At 50.6% G+C, this 2111-nt stretch carries 2 protein-coding genes; both read left to right on the top strand.

Going from position 1 to position 2111, the window contains the following annotated elements; genetic code table 11:
- A partial coding sequence (hisC, locus tag AB4Z33_RS30855; RefSeq protein WP_442053559.1) for a histidinol-phosphate transaminase occupies positions 1-823 on the top strand: 823 nt, incomplete at its 5' end.
- Between the two features lie 4 nt (positions 824-827).
- Entirely contained in the window at positions 828-1919 is a 1092-nt protein-coding gene (locus AB4Z33_RS30850; RefSeq protein ID WP_442053558.1) for a prephenate dehydrogenase, read from the top strand.
- Positions 1920-2111: the final 192 nt, after the last annotated feature.

Below are 2111 nucleotides of genomic sequence, written 5' to 3'. Positions count from 1 at the left end.
CATTATTCTTATGCTTGCGAGAGCATTCATCGCTCCGGGCGATGAGACGATCATGGCTAACGAAACTTTTTCCCAATATAAACATAATGTCGAGATCGAGAACGCGAATATCATAGAAGTGCCGCTCAAGGACGGCAAGCATGATCTCGATGCGATGCTCGCGAAGGTAACAAGCCGGACGAAGCTGCTATGGGTGTGCAATCCTAACAACCCGACCGGCACGATCGTAACGAAAGACGAGCTGACAGCATTTTTGAAGCAGGTGCCAAACCATGTGCTTGTTGTGCTTGATGAGGCTTATTGCGAGTTTGTCGACAATCCGGACTTCCCGGACGGCATTAAGCTGCTGCATGACTATCCGAATCTGATCGTACTGCGTACATTCTCGAAAATATACGGCTTGTCGTCGCTGCGTATCGGCTACGGCGTAGGCCAACCGGAAATAGTCGGCTTCATCAATCAAGTAAGAGAGCCGTTCAACACGTCACGTATGGCTCAAGCAGCGGCTAGAGCGGCGCTTGACGATCAGGAATACGTTGCTTACTGCAGAGAGCAGAACAACCGCGGCATAACGTACATTACAGGCGAGCTCGAGCGTCTCGGATTACCTTATTTCCCGGCACACGGCAACTTCGTGATGTTCGACGCGAAGCGTCCGTCGCAGGAAGTGTTCGATGCGCTGCTTCGCAAAGGGATCATCTCAAGACCGCGCTGGGCTAACTATCCGACTTACGTCCGTATTTCGGTAGGGACACATGAGCAGAACGAGAAGTTTGTTGCAGCATTGGAGCAGGTATTGCAAGAATCGGCGGTGCAAAAATAATTTTATGACTACGGTTGCGATTTTTGGCGTCGGATTGATCGGAGGGTCTATCGCTCTCTGTCTGAAAGGGAAACCCGATATGCACGTCATCGGTTATTCCAACCGACAATCCTCGGTAGAGAAATATATGCAGCGCGGCGTTGTTGATTATGCAACGACCTCGAAGCGGGAAGCCGCTGAGCAAGCGGACTTCATCATTTTGTGCGTCCCAGTAGGCAACCTGGAAGAATACTTGATTGAGCTTAGCACATTCAACTTGAAGCCGGGCTGTATTATTACGGATGTAGGGAGCACAAAGGCTTCGGTTGCGGCATGTGCGCGCACGCTTGATTTAGGAGATGCGGTATTTATCGGCGGTCATCCAATGGCGGGCTCGGAGCGTTCAGGGGTTGAGGCGGCTTCCGTCTACTTGTTAGAGAACGCCTATTACGTGCTGACGCCTGATCAGCATACACCTGCGGTCGCAGTGGACAAGCTGAAGGAACTGCTTAGTCATACGAAGGCGAATATGGTTATCGTCGATTCTCGGGAACATGACGAGATTGTAGGCGCCATCAGCCATCTTCCGCATATGATTGCGGTTGCGCTCGTGAATCAAGTTCGCAATTACAATGAGAGCAACGGCTTGTATGAATCGCTTGCTGCGGGCGGCTTCCGCGACATTACGCGCATAGCTTCCAGCGATCCCGTCGTATGGCGCGATATATTGGTGAACAACCGCAGTGTGCTGCTGCAGCTTCTGCGCGATTGGAGCAATGAGACAAACAAGTTCGCCGACATGATCGAACGATCCGATGGCGAATCGATCGAAGAAGCTTTCCGCACAGCAAGGGATTTCCGCAGTAAAATGCCTGAGCGCCGCAAAGGGATCATTCATTCGACATTCGATTGTTACGTCGACGTGCCCGATACGCCGGGCATAATCGGCAAGATTGCCAGCGAGCTAGGCAATAAGAGGATTAATCTAAGCAACATGCATATTATTGAGAGCAGGGAAGACGTGCCGGGCATTCTAAGGCTGTCGTTCCGCAATCAAGAAAATTTAGATCAAGCGATCGAACAGCTCACCGCGAGCGGCTACGACGTGCACCTTTAAGGTGCACGTTATTTTGTTTAAAATATAGGAAAGTATAAGTTTCACTCGTATACTTCTGCCTATATTTCAACGCGAAACGAAAGCTTATGCCGCCAAGGATGGCACAGAACCGAGCTGCGCAAAGTCGCAGCTAACGGTTCGTGCGGATTGCTAGCTTTTTTAAGCTTCTTTAGCGCTCGATCAGCCCATACT

The organism is Paenibacillus sp. 2TAB19 (genome assembly GCF_052115185.1).
In the GTDB taxonomy this organism is placed as follows: Bacteria; Bacillota; Bacilli; order Paenibacillales; family Paenibacillaceae; genus Pristimantibacillus.
The sequence above is the reverse complement of the archived record's forward strand: the minus strand, read 5'-3'. Positions and strand labels throughout refer to the sequence as shown.